Source organism: Sphaerospermopsis reniformis (assembly GCF_005402885.1).
In the GTDB taxonomy this organism is placed as follows: domain Bacteria; phylum Cyanobacteriota; class Cyanobacteriia; order Cyanobacteriales; family Nostocaceae; genus Sphaerospermopsis; species Sphaerospermopsis kisseleviana.
On the sequence record NZ_BJCE01000348.1, the window covers coordinates 1 to 4,063 of the forward strand.

Sequence of the window (4,063 nt, forward strand, 5' to 3'; positions counted from 1 at the left end):
TGTTCTATCGGTGATAAACGGTTAAATGTCTCTTGAAAATGATACTGCATTTGTTGGGTAATATGTAATATATTCTCTGCTAAAAAATCGGCAACTTCACCATCATAATTTTTATTGATTAAGACGGTAATAGTTTTTAAAAACATCAAATTACCTTGGTATAAGGTAATAAGATTTAACCAACTATCCTGATTTGTTAATCCTGTATTTTGGAGGATTTCAGGATGATATAAACCTGAGAGTTCTAAAGATTTGATGGGATATAATTCTGGATCTAAAGATTCCATTTCTGGACATTGTTCTTGACTAATTACAATAATATTACTTTGATGTTGGGTTTCTGTAATTATTTTGAATAGGGTTTGATAATCTTGATATTCTGGTTGATATTTTCCTGCAAGTTCACCAGGTGTAAAGATATTTTGGATGTCATCAAGGATGATTAAACATTTGTTGTTGGTGAGAATATCAAGTAGTTGTTTGATTTTATCATGTAAGGTTTCTTTGGGTTGTTTTTGACAGGTGTTAAATAAGTCATTAAGGAGTTGGGTTAATGGTTTAGGGTATTTGAGGGTTTTCCAGATAATGATTTCAAATTTATCGAGGTTTAAATCTATGAATCTTTTTGTGAGGGTGGTTTTACCTATTCCTGATGTTCCTAAGATGCAGGTTAAGCGGGTATTTTGGTTTAGTATCCATTGTGTGAGGGTTTGCAGTTCGGTTTCTCGGTTGTGAAATTTGATTATTTGGGGTGATAGAGTGAGATCGTGGTAAATTTGTTTAGATTTATTTGTATTATTATCTTGATCACCTTTAGCATATTGACAAGTTGGATGTGAACTAAAATTAAAAGTATGATTATTATTTTGTTTATTTTTATTTTGAATAATAATTGGTGATGATGTTATATATAATCTTTCAAAAGTTGAACGAAAATTAGTTTTTTTAATATCTTCACCTAATGCTTTAGATAAAAGTTGCCATAGTTCAGAACCTACATCACCTATATGATTTTTAGTAACATTGTGTTCTTGTGCAATATCATCATAGGTTTGTCTTTCCCATGTTCCTGCAATTACAGCAGTTTGAATATCATCTAGATGCTTTCCAGTTTTATCAAAGACTATCTGATCAACAAATTTTACAACTTCGTTTACAGTCATAAAAGCTATACATGGTATGGTTTTTTACCATTATAGCTAAATGTGATCCCATTTTTTCCGATCTATTCCGGTTTTTTTCTTAATATTTTGTAATAAAACTACCGATAGAATCCGAAACTATCCGATCACAAGATTGATAAAAATGTTTATAATTTAAAAAGCTGGTAAAATTTAAGGAGACTGTGGAAGTTGATTATTCTTTGTACACATAATAATGGTGGTGTAGGTAAAACAACACTTGCTGTTCATGTTGCTGGTATTCTGATGATGAGAGAACAGCGTACACTTTTAGTTGATTGTGATGATCAAGCTGATTTTTGGCGCTTTCATACAGGTGATTTACCTACCAAACCAAAAGATCAGGAAATCTATCAACCCAATAATACCATTATTTGGAATAAATCAAGAGATCCCATTGAATCAATAATTAAGAAGAGTCAATACGATCATGTTGTTTTAGATATCAATAGTCCTCTGCAAAATACAGTTCAAACGATTTTAGGCAACGATCCTGATTTGATTTTAGTACCAATTAACAACTCTCAAAAAGAAAAAGCATTACTTAATCTTCCCAGAACCTTAAAAGTTATTTCAAATCTTGAAGTTAGATCTGGTTCTAATCCACAGGTAATTATTGTTCCTTTAGGTATATCTAGAAATTCCATAGATGAAGTAGTTAATAGATTAGACTATAACAATAAGCCCCGAAGATGTAAGGTTTTTCGTGAAATGAATGATTGTCAAGACCAAATGCAAAGAGCTATATATAGGGATCGCCAATATATCTGGGATTATGATGATTGTGAATATTTATATGATTATTTTGCCGATTTATTGGATTACTAAAGGAGTGTAATTATGTCTTTAAACAATAATAGCTGTCATATTGAAGACAATGATTTTTTAGTAAAAGAAGCTATTAATGAAGGAACTGAATTAGCTGAAAAAACATCTGAATCTAATCATAATGAACAGATTAGTGTTAATTTTACTCGATCTGAATTACAAAAAATGCAAGACTTAATATCAAGTCTAAATTTAAGTCAAGCAACCTTGCTGGAATCTGCTATTCAATATGTTTATTTTCGGTTTACTTCTGATCAAGAAAATATTAAAAAAATTATCGAAGATGATTCACGAAAATATAACATGGAATTGCAACAACTTAGTTCAGAAAAATTATCTCGGAAAGATAGGGATAAATTTTCTATTAAAATTAAATTATCTGCTCCAATAGCTGATAAAGTACAAAAAATAAACATGATGGATAAAATTAATGAATGTATATTTATAGGAGTTAATTTACTTTATCAACAACTAATAGAAAACTTTAAATTAGTTCCACAAAAATAATATGGATTATTTAGTAATAGATGCTATAGTCAATGGAATTATTTATTCTCATGTATCAGTAAAACAGGACTTGGGAAGACGGTTTGCTGCTCATCTGGGTTTAACACCTGGAAAATCAGGTAATGATGGCGGAATAGATGGTTATGGGACAATATATAATGAAATAATTTACTTTCAATCTAAATTATCCCAAAATACATTAGATGCTTCTTATGTAGCTGATTTTGTAGGTAATTTAGTTATTCATCAAGCTGATATTGGTATTATTTTATCAGGTGTTGGTTATACAGATGGTTTTTGTGAACGCTTACAAGAAGCTTGTAAAAGTAAAAAACTTAATACAAAAATTAAAGTTCATTTATTAAGTCTTGAGGATATTTTTGGGGAGACTGAAAAATTTGAATTAGCAACTCAAGATTTACCACCATTACGAGATTTAAGTAATGGAGGATGGGCTAAATATAAATAAAATACTTAATGAGGAGTGGTCGCCATTTTGGATATGATTCAGGTGCGATAGGGATCACTTTTTTATGTATGTAGTAGTAGGTTGGGTTGAGGAACGAAACTTAACACATATATTATGATTAGTTAACCTATTTTACCGCAACAGGGGTAGGGGTAAAGCGCAATGCTAAACCCCTACAAAGATATCGGTTTTTATAAATAAATTGTATATGCAAATAATTCAATATTTCTCATTTATCAATGATGCGCCATTTAGTTAGGATTTTGAAGTGCATTAAAATTAGCTCTAAGATGACAGTATCAGGAATGAAAATATTTTTATTTTTGAATAATGCTAAACTTTGTTGATACTGTAGTTCATCATCCTTAGTAATAAATCTAATCACAATATTAGTATCAACAGCAATCATTGATTCCATGATTCTCCTATTCCCTGAGCGATCGCTTGTTCCATTTCTTCAATTGTTTTAGCTTTTCCTTGATAATTCAAACACCCAGCAACATCATCTAATTTTGTTTCATAAAAAGTTTTTTTAGGTTTTAATAAAATTCCATAACCTACATTAATGATTATTAATTCTTGACCATCTTGACACTGATACTGTTCTCTTAAATTTTGGGGAATAGTAACTTGACCTTGACTTGATAGCTTGGTAATTTCTATTTGCATAATTTTCAAATATATATAACAACTTAATTATAACATAGATTCCTATGGATTATTGCCTGATAGCGATCGCTATACTACCCATAATTTACCTTACCTCCACCAAATCAAATAATTAAAAAATCATAAAAATTCTTATTAATACATCAGTATCAAATACAATTAACCAGCAAATAAAAAACTAAAAAACCTAAACATGAACCCAACAACAGCCAATTATGATCAAGCATGGAAAGGAGCAATAGAAAAATACTTTCCAGAATTTATCAGCTTCTTTTATCCCCGAATTTATCAACAAATAGACTGGAGTAAAACACCAATTTCCCTAGACAAAGAACTAGAACAAATTACAGCTACCTCTAACACAGAAAAACGCTATGCTGATAAATTATATCAAGTGTGGTTACTAGAT

Annotated in this window: 6 protein-coding genes and 1 pseudogene; 4 read left to right on the plus strand and 3 right to left on the minus strand. The window is 30.1% G+C overall.

Annotated features, from left to right (window positions below; all coding sequences use genetic code 11):
• Positions 1-1,163 (minus strand): helix-turn-helix domain-containing protein (locus tag FFR48_RS26030; protein WP_137669358.1); only part of this gene is annotated, 1,163 nt, incomplete at its 3' end.
• Positions 1,164-1,352: 189 nt separating this feature from the next.
• Here FFR48_RS26030 and FFR48_RS26035 point away from each other — a divergent pair.
• Genes FFR48_RS26035 through FFR48_RS26045 form a run of 3 tightly spaced genes read left to right on the plus strand, consistent with a single transcriptional unit; the run spans position 1,353 to position 2,985 of the window.
• A complete protein-coding gene (locus FFR48_RS26035) occupies positions 1,353-2,009 on the plus strand; it encodes an AAA family ATPase (protein WP_137669359.1) in 657 nt (218 codons plus the stop codon).
• Positions 2,010-2,021: 12 nt separating this feature from the next.
• The gene (locus FFR48_RS26040) at positions 2,022-2,516 is read left to right on the plus strand and encodes a hypothetical protein (RefSeq protein WP_137669360.1); all 495 of its coding nucleotides are present in this window, start codon (positions 2,022-2,024) and stop codon (positions 2,514-2,516) included.
• 1 nt (position 2,517) lies between these two features.
• On the plus strand, positions 2,518-2,985 hold the full coding sequence (locus tag FFR48_RS26045) for a restriction endonuclease (protein WP_137669361.1): 468 nt from the start codon (positions 2,518-2,520) through the stop codon (positions 2,983-2,985).
• Between the two features lie 229 nt (positions 2,986-3,214).
• Here FFR48_RS26045 and FFR48_RS26050 read toward each other — a convergent pair whose 3' ends face one another.
• Complete coding sequence (locus tag FFR48_RS26050) at positions 3,215-3,403, minus strand: PIN domain-containing protein (RefSeq protein WP_201277683.1); 189 nt, start codon at positions 3,401-3,403, stop codon at positions 3,215-3,217.
• Positions 3,391-3,654: an AbrB/MazE/SpoVT family DNA-binding domain-containing protein gene (locus tag FFR48_RS26055; RefSeq protein WP_307722539.1), complete on the minus strand. Its 264-nt coding sequence runs from the start codon at positions 3,652-3,654 to the stop codon at positions 3,391-3,393. The genes FFR48_RS26050 and FFR48_RS26055 overlap by 13 nt, the downstream gene beginning before the upstream one ends.
• A 193-nt stretch (positions 3,655-3,847) precedes the next feature.
• Here FFR48_RS26055 and FFR48_RS26060 point away from each other — a divergent pair.
• Positions 3,848-4,063, plus strand: a pseudogene (locus FFR48_RS26060) (hypothetical protein); the annotation flags it as partial.